The organism is Pseudoalteromonas sp. NZS37 (genome assembly GCF_015864265.1).
Classification (GTDB): Bacteria; Pseudomonadota; Gammaproteobacteria; order Enterobacterales; family Alteromonadaceae; genus Pseudoalteromonas; species Pseudoalteromonas arctica.
The window spans coordinates 141,393-156,348 of sequence record NZ_JADYXL010000002.1; the positions used below are offsets into that span (position 1 = coordinate 141,393).

Annotated in this window: 15 protein-coding genes and 3 pseudogenes; 4 read left to right on the forward strand and 14 right to left on the reverse strand. The window is 40.6% G+C overall.

Annotated features, from left to right (window positions below):
* Positions 1–13: 13 nt before the first annotated feature.
* Positions 14–154: pseudogene (locus tag I6F47_RS20545) on the forward strand (PQQ-dependent sugar dehydrogenase); the annotation flags it as partial.
* 32 nt (positions 155–186) lie between these two features.
* Positions 187–327, forward strand: a pseudogene (locus I6F47_RS20735) (IS110 family transposase); the annotation flags it as partial.
* Positions 328–373: 46 nt separating this feature from the next.
* Here the strand turns inward: I6F47_RS20735 and I6F47_RS04080 are convergent.
* The 4 genes from I6F47_RS04080 to I6F47_RS04095 form a co-directional block, all read right to left on the reverse strand.
* On the reverse strand, positions 374–556 hold the full coding sequence (locus I6F47_RS04080) for a hypothetical protein (RefSeq protein WP_010552629.1): 183 nt from the start codon (positions 554–556) through the stop codon (positions 374–376).
* A gap of 201 nt (positions 557–757) precedes the next feature.
* A complete protein-coding gene (locus tag I6F47_RS04085; RefSeq protein ID WP_007580161.1) occupies positions 758–1,138 on the reverse strand; it encodes a hypothetical protein in 381 nt (126 codons plus the stop codon).
* Positions 1,139–1,356: 218 nt separating this feature from the next.
* On the reverse strand, positions 1,357–2,895 hold the full coding sequence (locus I6F47_RS04090) for a transposase (RefSeq protein ID WP_197183373.1): 1,539 nt from the start codon (positions 2,893–2,895) through the stop codon (positions 1,357–1,359).
* Between the two features lie 243 nt (positions 2,896–3,138).
* Positions 3,139–3,456 carry a hypothetical protein gene (locus I6F47_RS04095; protein ID WP_197183374.1) on the reverse strand — a complete coding sequence of 106 codons (318 nt, stop codon included), beginning with the start codon at positions 3,454–3,456 and terminating at the stop codon, positions 3,139–3,141.
* Positions 3,457–3,566: 110 nt separating this feature from the next.
* Between I6F47_RS04095 and I6F47_RS04100 the strand changes: the two genes are divergently transcribed.
* Positions 3,567–3,950 carry a hypothetical protein gene (locus I6F47_RS04100; protein ID WP_197183375.1) on the forward strand — a complete coding sequence of 128 codons (384 nt, stop codon included), beginning with the start codon at positions 3,567–3,569 and terminating at the stop codon, positions 3,948–3,950.
* A gap of 86 nt (positions 3,951–4,036) precedes the next feature.
* Here I6F47_RS04100 and I6F47_RS04105 read toward each other — a convergent pair whose 3' ends face one another.
* The 10 genes and pseudogenes from I6F47_RS04105 to lrp form a co-directional block, all read right to left on the reverse strand.
* A complete protein-coding gene (locus I6F47_RS04105) occupies positions 4,037–4,645 on the reverse strand; it encodes a hypothetical protein (protein WP_197183376.1) in 609 nt (202 codons plus the stop codon).
* A gap of 220 nt (positions 4,646–4,865) precedes the next feature.
* Positions 4,866–5,138 (reverse strand): annotated as a pseudogene (locus I6F47_RS20740) (transposase); the annotation flags it as partial.
* Positions 5,139–5,327: 189 nt separating this feature from the next.
* Complete coding sequence (locus I6F47_RS04115) at positions 5,328–5,831, reverse strand: hypothetical protein (protein WP_197183377.1); 504 nt, start codon at positions 5,829–5,831, stop codon at positions 5,328–5,330.
* Between the two features lie 320 nt (positions 5,832–6,151).
* On the reverse strand, positions 6,152–6,526 hold the full coding sequence (locus I6F47_RS04120; protein ID WP_197183378.1) for a hypothetical protein: 375 nt from the start codon (positions 6,524–6,526) through the stop codon (positions 6,152–6,154).
* 347 nt (positions 6,527–6,873) lie between these two features.
* The gene (serS, locus tag I6F47_RS04125) at positions 6,874–8,178 is read right to left on the reverse strand and encodes a serine--tRNA ligase (RefSeq protein ID WP_197183379.1); all 1,305 of its coding nucleotides are present in this window, start codon (positions 8,176–8,178) and stop codon (positions 6,874–6,876) included.
* A 9-nt stretch (positions 8,179–8,187) separates the two neighbouring features.
* Complete coding sequence (crcB, locus tag I6F47_RS04130; protein ID WP_021032117.1) at positions 8,188–8,568, reverse strand: fluoride efflux transporter CrcB; 381 nt, start codon at positions 8,566–8,568, stop codon at positions 8,188–8,190.
* On the reverse strand, positions 8,561–9,904 hold the full coding sequence (locus I6F47_RS04135) for a replication-associated recombination protein A (RefSeq protein ID WP_197183380.1): 1,344 nt from the start codon (positions 9,902–9,904) through the stop codon (positions 8,561–8,563). The genes crcB and I6F47_RS04135 overlap by 8 nt, the downstream gene beginning before the upstream one ends.
* Positions 9,897–10,523 carry an outer membrane lipoprotein chaperone LolA gene (lolA, locus tag I6F47_RS04140; protein WP_007582981.1) on the reverse strand — a complete coding sequence of 209 codons (627 nt, stop codon included), beginning with the start codon at positions 10,521–10,523 and terminating at the stop codon, positions 9,897–9,899. Before lolA ends, I6F47_RS04135 begins: the two co-directional genes overlap by 8 nt.
* Complete coding sequence (locus tag I6F47_RS04145; protein WP_197183381.1) at positions 10,523–13,018, reverse strand: DNA translocase FtsK; 2,496 nt, start codon at positions 13,016–13,018, stop codon at positions 10,523–10,525. The genes lolA and I6F47_RS04145 overlap by 1 nt, the downstream gene beginning before the upstream one ends.
* A 173-nt stretch (positions 13,019–13,191) precedes the next feature.
* Complete coding sequence (gene lrp / locus I6F47_RS04150; RefSeq protein ID WP_007582985.1) at positions 13,192–13,671, reverse strand: leucine-responsive transcriptional regulator Lrp; 480 nt, start codon at positions 13,669–13,671, stop codon at positions 13,192–13,194.
* Positions 13,672–13,813: 142 nt separating this feature from the next.
* Here lrp and ald point away from each other — a divergent pair, with 142 nt between their 5' ends.
* Positions 13,814–14,935 (forward strand): alanine dehydrogenase, encoded by a 1,122-nt coding sequence (gene ald, locus I6F47_RS04155; RefSeq protein WP_010552621.1) that lies wholly within the window; start codon positions 13,814–13,816, stop codon positions 14,933–14,935.
* Positions 14,936–14,956: the final 21 nt, after the last annotated feature.

A 14,956-nucleotide genomic window follows, 5' to 3' on the forward strand; every position in this document is an offset into this window, starting at 1 on the left:
AAATTAATCTGGCGCTAATGGTGAGTTTACGCAGTCTCACATATTCCCAGAGACCGCAGGACGATTAAGAGATGTGTTTGTAACAACTGAGGAAAATATAGCTATATTAACCGATGGGGAAGATTCAAAGCTTATGTTGGTGATACCGAATTAATTTACATGAAATAACCAACAATAAAGCTAATGGCCAAAGGAAAACCTCATAATACCATCATCAAATCATTGACGTTTAAGTGGACACGAATACTATTTAGGTGCTGGAAAACACATACGCCCTACGATGAATCAACTTACTTAACCGCTGTTAAAATTTGCGGTGGAAAGTGAGCTTTAGCGCTTGCTGTCCACCTCAGGGCGTGTTGTTAGCTGTAGATTAGTTGCGGGGGTGTTCGTTACATTGCTGCTTTTTACCAAAAACACCAAACCAAAATGTAAGTTCCAAAGCCACACCTAAAACAACAAAGATAACTATGCCTTGAGAAAATCCGTAGCCATACGAAATAAGAGCGGCTAATAATAAACCCGCCAAAATTATCCATTTGTGTAATATTTTCATAAATCCCTCTTATTAAAACAATTAAGTACCAATTAAATATATGTGCAGAATATTTTTTGAGCAAGGGCAAATCTGTAACATTATATAATCACAACAGTACGACAATACAGCTAACGCTCCCATAAGCCGTGAGCTGTGCTGGCACAATTTGTTGCGCCTTTGTTCTTTGCAACAGCGTTGCGAATCAGCTTGATGGGCTTGTTAGTTGCCTTTTGCAAACTGCCAAAAGTCTCTGTTTGCATATAAAACCCAATTTAAACTTTTTGGCACCATATAGAAATAAAGAATTTCGGTATCGCTTTGAAAAGCATTAAAGCTAGCCCAGTTTAAATCTAGCTGTTCAGTTAACCTTTTAGTTAAACCTGAATCTTTGTATATGCGTTCGAAAGACTCAAAGACAAACACAGTCTCGTTATTTTGATACTCTAATAGGTTTGAGAAAATCTGATTAAATTGATCTTCAGATAACCAAGGCTTCAATTCTGAATTGGAGTTTTTAGTGATTTCCCAAAAATTAGAAGTAAGTTTTAATTCTTGGTCATTTTCAGTATCGATAATCGATTTCAAATCATCAAAATTCAACTGTGACTCCTAAGGCAACTAAAAAGCCTGTAGATTAACTCGTTTTTAAATTTGTTTTTATTGATAAACAAACCATAGCTGAGTTCCTATTTAGGTTCAATTGATTAATGTATTTTTACGCAGAATATAGAAGTGTTTGATATTGTTTTAATTGGCGTTTTGGAAGGGATTAAAGGTGGTTGAGTGGCTTTTATTTAGGGTGAAAGGGCTTACCCTTCTTAATGCATCGTGTTTTGCAGCTTTTCTATATTATGAACAAGACAATACAGTTGCCATTGCGCATTCACTTTCGTTTGACCCCGTAAGGTCAATTTATTCATGCCTTTATTCACCGTAATATTCCCGAACACCGGTTCGATACACCCGAGTCGTTTGCTGTATTGTCGTCGACCTATGGGGCTGTCTATTTTTACTTTCATTTTGTCGATATAGCTTAGCTTTTTGCGTGATTCATTATTTATAAACTGTACTTGTCGCCCCGTTTTAATGGGTGGCTTTCGCATACATTGCTGTTGTAGTGGACATACTTTGCAATCTTTTAAGTAACCGCAGAATCGTGTGTATTGTTGGTTATGGCTGTTTACATTGACCCCGCTTCGCCACATGGCATTGCCTGCAGGGCAGCGGCATGTTTGCGTTGCCTCATCATAATGAAAATCGTCTGAGGTAAATAACCGAGGCTTGCCTTTGCTGCGTTTTAGTCGGCGCTTTTCTTGCTCAGTTTCGTATGTTTCGCTGGCTTTAAATAGCGGATTTCGTTTTCTAAATTGGTTATCCGCAATGTAGGTATCGAACCCACTTTGCGCCATAAACTCAAGATTTACTTCGCTGTTAAACCCACTGTCTGCGGTGAATTTGATGGTGTGTTTATCTGCCATTTTTTCTGTATTGAGTTTAGCAAGCTGCTGTTTTAATTGTGCAACGGCTGGCTGTAAAGTTTGTTGTTCGCCCACTGAGCCCCACGCTTGTGCTTGCAGGATGATTTGATGTTTATCATCGTTTATCGCGATGCCGTTGTAGCCTTGAATTGTCCCTTTTGAGGTCGTCATCTTCGCACTATCTGGGTCAGTGATATTACTTTTAACAGGCTTGCCTTTACTGCCTGTTTTCTCTTCGTGAGTGGCTAAAAACTCGGTGATTTTATCTGCACTTTTATCCAGCTTTTCTTTTTGTTTTAAGTCCTGAGTTATCAATTCTTCGCCCAGTCCATCTTGTGATTGGTGGCGTTCAATAATACGTTTGCTTGCGCGTTCTAGTTTTGCTTTTTTACGCCCTAGCTCATCGAATGTGCCGCTCCACTCCTTACTCGCATTGGACTTTAATTTACACCCATCAATGGCAAACATGTTGCGGCCTATCAAGTCTTCCTCATCACATATCATCAGCACTTGTGTAAAAAGCGGCTCAATTTGTTCATGCATTTTAGCCACGAAGCCTGCTATAGATGTGTAATGTGGCTGGATATCACCCGACACACTCATAAATAAAATATTATGCTCGCAAGCCTTTGCAATCCGACGGCTACTGATAAAACCATGTGCATAGCCCAGTAAAATAATCTTTAGCATTACCGAAGGTGGATACGCAGCAGCGCCCGTTTTGTCGTTGTTATACCACGCGTCAAATCCCGATAAATCGAGTTTATTTTCGACGATATAACAAAGGGCATATTCAAAGGTGCCAGGCAAAATTTGCTCAGCGAAATTGATAGGAATGAATTTATTTTGGCAGGATAAGTCAGGCTTGTAGTTGGCCATAACGATTTACCGTGGGTGAATAATATCTATTAGATCACAGCGAACGGATGGGTTCAAGGTTAAAAAGCAATCAATTTGAAATAGTAGAATACGTTCCTAAAAAGAGTAATTCTACAACCTCAACGCCCAGTTAACCGGAGCGTAGGTTGATATTGTTTTTGCGCCTTTGTCTTTTTGCAAAAACAATGGCAACCGTTTACGCTTCCGTGTTGAACTGCTTGTTATGTACGCCAATGCCTAATATTATTCAGTTTTTAATTCCGTATCTAATTTAGAACCAGACATTAACTTTTCTGCTTGCTCAATATATGGAGCTGCCTTATATTTTACTAATCCACGTGAACTCATAGAGCTTAACTGCCTATTTTTCTCAACATTTATAAAAAGAGCAACATCATTTTGTAATTGAGCTGTATTTTCTGCCAGCTTATGCTTTTCATTCCAGTTAGCTACCGTTTTATCAACATCAGGTGCAACACCAGTAGTTTTTTCTAGCTCAATAAGATCTCTAGCTAATCCATGAAGAGCAGAATCTAAAACAAACCCACGAATATGACCCATAACCATCACCTTTCAGATAAATTGAAGCCAACCAATTTGGCCTCTTGCATTGTAACTTATAGAAACTTATAATAAGTGTCAAATGTTATATTATAAGTTTTATAAGCAATATGAAATATATATACAACCAACGTGCAGAATACTCACAAAGCAGCTTACGCTCCCTTAAAACTGCTCATTTAGAGCTGCAAAATTTTTACAATGAGCATTTTAACAACCTAAATCTAAGGTGTATGTCTCGAGAAATTTCACAACAAGATTTTTTTGATGAACAACGTAAGCTCAGCGATATGCTGTCGCGCATTAAAGAAATAGAGGCGCAAATTACATTGTTTAACCAAGATCAAGGAGTTAAAAGGGGGCAATTAAGTGATAATGAAAAAAGCCAAATTTACCATTACTACAAGACTGGAAATTATACCCAGGTTCAGCTTTCGCAAATGTTTGGAGTAACTCAAGCTGCAATATCTGGGGTGCTCAAAAAGTTCTGCTAAATAGTACATAACGCCCGTAGCTGCGGGCGGCTTGTAGCGACGAAGAAGCGGAAAGGCGTTCCGACAGCCTGCGATTGTTATCCATTTTATAGTGGACTCCATTTCTTGTACTTATTCTTACGCGCCAGAGCAACAGCACTGGTGATTTCCTCTCGCGGAGACTTTGCACAATAATCTAAGTATTCTTCTACTTTCGTTCTAGACCACCCCGGGGCTGCTGCCACAACCCAGAAATGAATACCATGGTTCAACTCTCTTGCAGCAACGTAACTGATGATTTTTTCAATGTGACTATCACTCGGCACCATTTTGAGCATAGCCATTGCTCGAAGTGCGCCGTCAACGAGCATCTCGTTGCCAGTTTCAAGGAGCTCGAATATTGGATTAGTATCTCTGTCGTTTTCTATAGAAAGTCTGACTATTGCATCTCCAATAGCAACGTAAACCATAGTTGCTTCGAAATCTTGTTTTGCAAGTTCATTTAGAAATGGCAATGCTGGCTTATAACCACATTCACCGATAGCCATGATCATCTGATACTGAGTTTCCCAAGTCCGAACATCTTTGAGTTCAGTCTCAAGCGCAGCCAATAGAGACAGGCCTGCATCAACATTTTTTAGCTTCCGTAATTTCTTCGCAGCAGAACGACGCTTAGGAGATTTCTTGTCTCCCAGTTGAGCCACTATTTCATTCAATGCTCAGTTCTCCGTAGTGCCTAACGAGCCTGTAGATTAACTCGTTTTTAAATTTGTTTTTATTGATAAACAAACCATAGCTGAGTTCCTATTTTGGTTCAATTGATTACTGTATTTTTACGCAGAATATAGAAGTGTTTGATATTGTTTTAATTGGCGTTTTGGAAGGGATTAAGGGTGGTTGAGTGGCTTTTATTTAGAGTAAGAGGGCTTACCCTTCTTAATGCATCGTGTTTTGCAGCCTTTCTATATTATGAACAAGGCAATACAGTTGCCATTGCGCATTCACTTTTGTTTGACCCCGTAAGGTCAATTTATTCATGCCTTTATTCACTGTAATGTTCCGCTTTTTATTTAAAGGAAAGCCGATTCGATACAGCCGAGTCGTTTGCTATTCTTTAATAATCAGCTATCGTCAACCTATGGGGCTGTCTATTTTAACTTTCATTTTGTCGATATAGCTTAGCTTTTTGCGTGATTCATTATTTATAAACAACGACATGACATTAAATTAGACAGCCACCCCAATTGTAAACTAATCTAGCGAGCAAAACCCAACTGTTATTTGCCCTACTTTAATGGTTTGTTATACGTAATTATTTCCTTTTATCAGGGGTCGCGGGAACATTCTCTTTTTTTAGATAATCAGTTGTCGGTGGCGGCGGCGGCGTTTTATTGTCAGTCATGATGAATACTCCAAATATATTTTTATTAATGAAAAGCCAGATACAAACCATGCAGTTAATGCTAACTCATTGTATGCGACATCGATAATTTTAATTTTTTTAGTTATTGCTGCTGTTATTTTCGGGGTTGTATCAGCGTAGCAATTATAAATATGATTGATACATTCGTCTTTTTTTGCGATTTTAAACCAATTTGACGTTTCTATATTTCGTGCGGCAACTGGTGATTTACTAATTTTTAAAGCAAGTAAGAAATGCCCCCAAGAGCAAATCATTGAAAAAACAGCAAGCCCGAAGAAAAGTAATTCAAGATACTCAAACATAGAGTTGGGCTTAAACATTTTTTGATTATTGAAACCAACAAGCATCCCGAAAGTACCGATCATTATTGTTAATAATGTAAGAAAAACCGTACATTTATTTTCAATTAGAGTAAATCGCCCTAATTCTTCTATGTACATTTCTTTTACGTAGTTAAATGCTTCTGGTTTATTTTCCATTTAGATTATACCAAACCTTTTATTTACGTATAACGAGCCTGTAGATTTTCTATTTTAGAAATAACAACCTCAGAATTTATTAAAAATTTAGCCTCAAATTGCGTTGCTACGTGAAATCTGAGGGAATAATCCACTAGAAAGTGAATTTTAAAGGCTGTATGAACACAAAAATCATCCGTTACTTTCCACTTTTGAGTAATTCTACAACCTCAACGCCTTGCTCACCGGCACATACTGCGGAGAGCGTTTTTGTGTAAAAATGGAGCTCCGCGACTGACACAAAACGAGCGTAGCAGTATGTGTCCGCGTGCAGCAATTTGTTAGGCTTTTCCAAACAAGGATAAAACTATCGTGATAAAGAACGCCACGATCATAAACATCTCGCCTGTCTCTTTATCCTTTTTGATATTGTCCAATTGACTTTGGACCTTTTTAATCTTCTTCGGGTCTCCATTCGCTGACGCTAGCTCTTGTCTCCGGAGGTTGAACTCAAATCTACGCCCCCACCCTTGAACCAAGGAGTATCCGCCGAGCAGTACGGCAACAAATTTTATCGAATAAATGAATGACGCTAGGGCATCGGGATTAAGAGCTGAAAATAGAAAATAATGAACAATACCCAAAAGAACACTTACTGCAATAATCTGAAGAACAACCGCTTTCGGGGAGTACGTTCTAATAACTCTATTCAACATTAATTTAACCTTTCTTATGAGTTTATGCCTAACAAATTTGTATCCGACAAATGTCCAAGTATTACAAAGGATCTAATTTAACCAGCTAATAAGGACTTGTAAACAAATAGTTAGCCGATATTTAAGTTTCCTTGATGTAGAAATACCCCAAAATGGTAGAGATCAGTAATATTGGACAAAAAGTAATGAGCTATAAAAATAGGTGTAAGCGATATTATTAATAAGATAACTTAAATTTTTTTAAGCTTTTGCCTTTAACCTAAAACAAAAAAGCCGCTGTTCATTGCAAACAGCGGCTTTCGTCTTAAGACTTACAAGCTTAAAGCTTGCTTAACTTAAACTTGATTTTATTGCTTACCAATTACTTCAAGTCCACCCATGTATGGGCGTAATACTTCTGGTACTACTACTGTGCCATCGGCTTGTTGGTAGTTTTCTAGTATCGCTACTAGTGTACGGCCAACGGCTAAGCCTGAACCATTTAGTGTATGAAGTAACTCTGGCTTTTTAACACCTTCACGGCGAAAACGTGCTTGCATACGACGCGCCTGAAAGTCAGCCATGTTTGAACATGATGAAATTTCGCGGTATGTGTCTTGCGCAGGTAACCATACTTCTAAATCGTATGTTTTAGCTGAGCCAAAGCCCATGTCGCCCATACATAAAATTACTTTACGGTACGGAAGTTCTAATGCTTGTAGTATTTGCTCTGCGTGACCTGTTAACTCTTCAAGCGTTGCCATTGAGTCTTCAGGTTTTACAAGCTGTACAAGTTCAACTTTATCAAACTGATGCTGACGAATTAAGCCACGTGTATCGCGGCCATAGCTGCCTGCTTCACTTCTGAAACACGGAGTGTGGGCAACTAAGCGAATTGGTAAATCGCTTTCATCGTAAATTTCGTCGCGTGCGCTGTTTGTAAGCGGTACTTCAGCTGTAGGAATTAAGCTAAAGCCGGCTTGTTGTTCGCCGTCGTCGTTTACAAGGCCTAATGTGTGGAATAAATCGCCCGCAAATTTAGGTAGTTGGCTCGTGCCGTAAAGGCTTGCACTATTTACTAAGTACGGTACATACATTTCTGTATAGCCGTTTTTATCAGCATGTGTATCTAGCATAAATTGCGTTAGTGCACGGTGCATACGCGCTACTTGGCCGCGCATTACAGTAAAGCGTGCGCCACTAATTTTAACGCCCATTTCAAAGTCTAAGCCGTTTAGGTCTTGCCCTACATCTACGTGGTCTTTAACTTCAAAATCAAACTTTTTAGGTGTGCCCCACGTTAAAATTTCAACGTTGTCGTCTTCGTCTTTACCGGCGGGTACTGACTCGTCTGGCAAGTTTGGAATTGCTAAAGCAATGTCGTTAATTGCGGCTAATACTTCATCTTGCTCAGTTTTAGCGGCGTCTAGCTCACTGCCTAAGTTAGCCACTGCATCAAGTAGTGGCTGTGCGTCTTCGCCTTTAGCTTTGGCTTGACCAATTGCTTTTGCGCTTGCATTACGTTGACTTTGAAGTTCTTGCGTTTTTACTTGTAATGTTTTGCGTTTTTCTTCAAGTGCCGTTACCGTTGCTACATCGAGTTCGTAACCGCGAGCCGCTAAACGTTCTGCAGTTTGTTCGATGTCTTGACGTAAAAATTTAGAATCTAACATGTTAGTTTTTTAACCTTTTTGCATTACTAGCTGAAGGCCCAGCCAAGCCATAAAAATACACACCATCACGTTTAAGATGATATTGAGGGCCATTTTAATAAAGTGACCTTGTTGTAATAACAACAACGAGTCCATTGAGAATGTTGAAAAGGTGGTTAATGCACCTAAAAAGCCAATACCTATAAGGGTTTTGGCGGGGCTTGCGGTGATAATTTCTTTATCTATCAAACCGTACAAAATGCCCATTAACAATGAACCCAGAATATTAACCGTCAACGTGCCAAAAGGGAATCCCCTACCGAGGAGTTTTAGCATGCTTTCGCTAATAAAAAACCGTAAACACGCACCTGAGGCTCCGCCAAGGGCGATCATCATATAAAGTTTAATCATTTTCGTATCGTTTAAGTGGGCTTTGCGCATCGCGCTCTTTTAGGTAATCGAGTTTTTGTTTAATTTTTTGCTCAAGACCGCGCTCGCTCGGTAAGTAATATTCTTTGCCTTCCATTTCAGGTGGTAAGTATTTTTCTCCTGCGGCAAATGCACCTTCTTCATTATGCGCATAACGGTACTCAGCGCCATACCCTAAGTCTTTCATTAAATTAGTTGGGGCATTACGTAAATGCTCTGGCACGGGGTAACTTGGCTCGTTTTGAGCGTCTGCTTTGGCTTGATTAAACGCCATATACACCGCATTACTTTTGGGTGCACTGGCTAAATACAATGTGGCTTGTGCAATTGCACGTTCGCCTTCGCCGGGCCCTACTCGCTGAAATATATCCCACGCATTTAAGGCCACTTCCATCGCACGCGGATCGGCGTTACCTATATCCTCTGTAGCAATGGCAAGTAAACGCCTTGCTACATACAAAGGGTCGCCACCACCGGCTAAAATTCGGCAATACCAATACAGCGCACCATCGGGAGAGCTACCACGTACTGATTTATGAAAGGCTGATATTAAATCGTAAAATTCATCGCCGCCTTTATCGTATTTAGCTAAATGAGTAGGTAAAACTTGGCTAAGTACGTGCTCGTCTACGTTGTATTGACCGTTTTGCTCGGTTGTTAAATCAACCGCTTGTTCAAGTAAATTAAGTACTTTACGCGCATCGCCGCCACTTGCTTGGCATAGTGCCTTTTTAGCGTTGTCGGCAATAGTAATATGCTTTTGGCTTAGCTGCTCGTCTTGTTTAAGTGCACGTTCTATTACGGTATATAAGTCGGTATCGGCAAGCGATTTTAAAACATACACGCGTGCACGCGACAATATAGCGTTATTAAGGGCAAACGATGGGTTTTCGGTGGTTGCACCTACAAATATAAAGGTGCCGTCTTCTATGTGCGGTAAAAACGCATCTTGCTGAGACTTATTAAAGCGATGAACCTCGTCAACAAACATAAGGGTGCGTTGGCCACGGCTTTCTAGGTTATCGCGCGCTTGCGTTACGCTGTCACGTATATCTTTTACGCCTGCGGTTACCGCCGACATTTGAATAAGTGAGGCATCAGCATGGTTGGCAATTATTTGCGCAAGTGTTGTTTTACCTACACCCGGCGGGCCCCATAAAATTAAACTATGGCATCGCCCCGCGACAATGGCTTGATGCAGTGGTTTATCAGTACTTAATAAGTGTTGCTGACCAATGTACTCGTCAAGCGTTGTGGGGCGCATACGCGCAGCAAGTGGCCGTACATCGGGCCCAAAATTAAATCCTAAATTACTCACCGTTACTCTGATCGTCTATTTCAACACCTTCAGGAGGCGTAAATTCAAAAGTGCTTTTATCAAGCGGCGTATTAACTTGGGCATTGTTAAACGTAAATGACGATAGCTGCCCTGAGTTGTCGGTAACGACTAGTTTAGCAAGGCCTTGCTCGTTACCCGCAAACGCTATATCAAGTTGTTCTACTTGGCTTTCTACGCCTTTATTTGGCGTTACACTAAAGCCTGTATTTGTTGCAAGTACGCTGTATTTTTCCCACTGTGCTGGGTCTTTTGATGTAAGTAGCACAAATGGTGTTGAGTCGATTAGGCTGCTGGTTTTCATAATTGTTACTTGCTCAGCAAAGCTGTCGAAGTAATAGGTTTTATCGCCGTTTGATACAAATAATGTATCGTCTGGGTTTGTTTGCTGCCAGCGAATCATCATAGGCTGTTGAAGCGCTATTGTGCCCTCGCCTTGCATAACAGCTTGGCCTTCTTTGTCTGTTACTTTTTGTGCAAACTGCGCTTTAAAGCTTTTTAAAGTAGCAAGTCTGTCTTGTAATGCTTGGCTGTCATCAGCAAAGCTTGGTGCGGCAAGTACGCTGCCTAACACTAATAATAAGGCGTTAAATTTTTTCATTAATTTGCTCCATTAGGTACTAATACATCGCGAGCGCCGTTATGACCTGGTGAACTCACGATACCCGATGTTTCCATTTGTTCTACTAAACGTGCTGCGCGGTTATAGCCAACACGCAGTTTACGTTGCACTGACGATACTGATACCTTGCCGGTTTCAATTACAAACGATACGGCTTCGTCGTATAACGGATCGTTCTCTTCGTCTGTATTTTCGTTTGCTTCACCTGGCAATAAAATATCTTCACTGGCATCACCATTGAGTATTTCATCAACGTAATTTGGCTTAGCACGCGCTTTCCAATCGTTTACAACGGCATGTACTTCGTGATCGTCTACAAACGCGCCATGTACACGCTCTGGTACACTAGTGCCTGGCGGTAAATAAAGCATATCGCCCATACCTAGTAAGTTTTCTGCGCCTTGTTGGTCAAGTATGGTACGCGAGTCTATTTTACTTGATACCTGAAACGCCATACGTGTTGGTATATTTGCTTTAATTAAACCGGTTATTACATCTACCGAAGGGCGCTGCGTTGCCAGTATTAAATGAATACCTGCCGCACGTGCTTTTTGGGCTATGCGGGCAATCAGCTCTTCTACTTTTTTACCAACAATCATCATCATGTCGGCAAATTCGTCAATTACTACAACAATACTGGGTAATTTACCTAGCTCGTCTGGGCCTTCTTTCATGCCATCGGTGTCTTTAAATAATGGATCAAGAATCGGGTAACCCGCTTCATTGGCTTCAAGCACTTTTTGGTTATAACCTTTTAAGTTACGCACACCCAATGCTGACATTAATTTATAACGACGTTCCATTTCGCCCACACACCAACGCAATGCGTTAGCGGCTTCTTTCATGTCGGTGACTACTTCACACAATAAATGCGGAATGCCTTCGTATACTGATAGCTCAAGCATTTTAGGGTCAATCATAATCATACGTACATCGTCAGGACCCGATTTGTAAAGCAAGCTTACTATCATGACATTAACGCCCACTGATTTACCTGAACCGGTTGTACCGGCTACCAATAAGTGTGGCATTTTACCTAAATCAGCACATACCGGCTGACCGGCAATGTCTTTACCTAGCACCATGGTAAGTGGCGATGGATTTTGCTCAAATTTAGGCGCGTTTATTACTTCTGACAAACGTACTATTTCGCGGTGTTTATTAGGAAGCTCAATACCAACATATGTTTTACCCGGTATAACTTCTACAACACGCACACTAATTGCCGAAAGCGAACGGGCTAAATCTTTTGCTAAACCTGTAATTTTTGACACTTTAATACCTGGCGCTAAATCTAGCTCAAAGCGTGTAACAACAGGGCCTGGGTATACCGCTACAACTTTAGCTTGTACGTTAAAGTCGAGTAGTTTTGTCTCTACTAGGCGCGATACTGTATCGAGCTCTTCTTGCGAAATTGGGTTTTTAGCTTTGTCCGGTCTGTCGAGTAAATCGAGCGACGGTAATGGCCCCGGTGGTGGTTCTTGCGTCAATAATTGCTCAAACTTTTCTTTAGCCGTTGGCGGTGGTTGATATTGCGCTTTTGATTTAGGCATTGGTCTTGCTGGCGATACCACTGTTGTAACTGGTTTTTCTGGCTCTACAACTGGGCTTTGGTCAAGCGCGTTTAATGCAGCGGCCGTGTCCATTGGTTCGTCGTCTATGGCGCTAAAGCCAATTTCTTGATCGAGTATGTCGTCAAGCTCGTCAAACGGCATAAAATCGTCACTAATTTGTGGCTCATTAAACGGTGTTTGCGGTTTATTAATTGCTTTTTGTTTATCTGCTTTTTTAGCTGATGTAGGCAGCTCTATTTGCTCTTTTATATCGTCTTCAAAATGGGCGTCTATTTCATCGTGATTATTTGCTTTGCCCGCAGCGTGTTCTCGGTGCATCCAACCTTTTGCGTACGATACAATAAAGCGGTAAAACCTAACCATTAAATCGCCAAGGTAATCTACAAAATCAACCCACGATACACCCGTTAATAAGGTAAGCCCGGCAAAAAAGAAACACAGCAATAATATAGATGTACCGGTAAAGTTAAACGCAGGCATCATGGCTGATGCAATAACATCGCCCACTACCCCACCAGAGGAAAAGTTATAAATATCGTCAAAATTGATACTACTAATAGCGGTAGCTGAGGTGATAAACAAAGCAAAACCAATAACACGCAGCGCTAAGGTGGTGTAATCAAGCTGTAAAATGCGGTGAGGTTGTTTAAATAGCAAGTAGCCAAATAGCTGAATGGCCGCTGGCACTAAGTAAGCCAACCAACCAAAGGTGAGTAATAAAATGTCGGCTATCCATGCACCGGCTGCTCCTGTGATGTTGCTTACTTCGCTAAAACTAGTTTGCGACCATGCAGCATCTGCTGGATCAAAGCTGATCAAGGCACATAAAATAAATATTGCCGTAAAGGTGCTGATAATCAGCCCTGCTTCTAATAGTCTTTGCACACCGTTTAGGCGCATAGTTCCCTATTCCTCTTTATTATTCTATTTTTATTCACACTTACTTAGCAGTGAAATACCTTAGCAGGAAATGCAATTTGTTGCACTTTATCTTAACCTTGATGGCCTGATTATGAACAAGTTTTTATAATTTGAGCTGATATAAGCAAATGACGCAGCTAATATAAATAACCTTAAGTAATATAAGGACGAATAATTACGCCTTCTTCACCTTTTACTTCTTCCATTACTACATAAGTTCGGCTTTCACTAACGTTAGGCAATTTTAATAATATGTCACCTAATACACCACGGTATTCTGACATATCATTTACGCGCGTTTTAAGTAAAAAATCAAAATTACCCGATACTAAATGACATTCGATAATTTCTTCGTGCTTTTTAACGGCCGCACTAAACTCATCAAATACGTCGGGAGATGTTTTAGTAATTGTTACTTCTACATACACCGATAAACCTTGCCCAAGCTTAGCTGGATCGACCACTGCTTTATAGCCAAGTATGTAGCCTTCTCGTTCTAGCTTTTTCACTCGCTCCAGACAGGGCGTGGCGCTTAGGCCAACTCGTCTGGCCAGTTCAACATTTGAAAGGCGTCCATCGTGCTGTAATTCCATTAAAATTTTACGGTCAATTCTATCTAATAACTGATGCATAGTGCCAACTAGTTTTTTATGCTGTTTATTTTTGTTATATAGATGATAACACTAGATTTGACTTTAAAAAAGGTGAGACACACGGGCTTATGATGAATATAATAGTGAAAAATGTTAATCCGTTCTTAATAAGGCAAATGATATGATTATTGGTGTTCCTAAAGAAATTAAAAACCATGAATACCGTGTAGGTATGGTTCCTGCGAGTGTTCGTGAATTAGTAAACCACGGTCATCAAGTGATTGTAGAAACTGATGCAGGCATGGGTATTGGATTTACTAACGAAGATTACACGCTAGCGGGTGCTGAAATTTTAGCAACTGCTGCTGACGTTTTCGCTAAAGCAGACATGATTGTAAAAGTAAAAGAGCCACAAGCTGTTGAACGTGCAATGTTACGTGAAGACCAAATTCTTTTCACTTACTTACACCTTGCACCTGATCTCCCACAAACTGAAGACCTTGTAAAAAGCAAAGCTATTTGTATTGCATACGAAACTGTAACTGACTCTCGCGGTGGTTTACCGCTTCTTGCTCCTATGAGCGAAGTTGCTGGTCGTATGTCTATTCAAGCTGGTGCACAAGCGCTAGAAAAATCTAACCACGGTCGTGGCATGCTACTAGGTGGCGTACCAGGCGTTGAAGCTGCTAAAGTTGTTATCATTGGCGGCGGCATGGTTGGTCGAAGTGCAGCGCAAATGGCTGTTGGCCTTGGTGCTGAAGTTGTCGTTCTTGACCGTAACATCGACGTATTACGTGCACTAGACGCGCAATTTGGTAATAAAGTTAAAGCTATTTACTCAACTGCTGATGCACTAGAAAAACACGTACTAGAAGCTGATTTAGTAATTGGTGGCGTACTAATCCCAGGTGCAGCTGCACCTAAACTAGTAACTGCTGAGCACATTAAAGCAATGAAACCTGGTTCTGCAATTGTTGACGTTGCAATCGACCAAGGTGGCTGTATTGCTACTTCTAAAGCAACTACGCATGCTGATCCTACTTTCATCGTTGATGAAGTTGTTCACTACTGTGTTGCTAACATGCCAGGTGCTGTTCCACGCACATCTACGTTTGCACTTAACAATGCAACATTGCCTTTCATCATTAATCTTGCAAACAAAGGTTATAAAAAGGCGTTACTAGATGACGCTCACTTCTTAAAAGGCTTAAACGTAATTAAAGGCCAAGTAACTTACAAAGAAGTAGCAGAAGCGTTCAACATGGAATATGTTGACCCACGCACAGCGGTAGAAAACGCATAATTTAGCGTTTTGTAGTTAGGT